This is a genomic window from Mycobacterium simiae (assembly GCF_008370645.1).
GTDB classification, from domain to species: Bacteria; Actinomycetota; Actinomycetes; order Mycobacteriales; family Mycobacteriaceae; genus Mycobacterium; species Mycobacterium simiae_A.
The window spans coordinates 1-208 of the sequence record NZ_VTZN01000699.1; the positions used below are offsets into that span (position 1 = coordinate 1).

Annotated in this window: 1 protein-coding gene; it reads left to right on the forward strand. The window is 63.9% G+C overall.

Annotated features, from left to right (window positions below):
* A partial coding sequence (locus F0Q45_RS27410) for an AMP-binding enzyme (protein WP_149656753.1) occupies positions 1-208 on the forward strand: 208 nt, incomplete at both ends.

Genomic DNA, 208 nt, shown 5'->3' on the forward strand with positions numbered 1-208 from the left:
AGTCGAAGCGGCCCTGACCGCCCATCCGGCCGTCGCCCAGGCGGTAGTCACCGCTCATGGTGACAAACTCGTGGGCTACGTAGTGCTCCAGCCGGCAACGGTGCAGGCCGATATCGTCGCGCGGGTTCGAATGTTTGTGGGACAACGGCTGCCGAAGTTCATGGTGCCCGCGGTCCTGATGGTGCTGGATGCGTTGCCGTTAACGGTG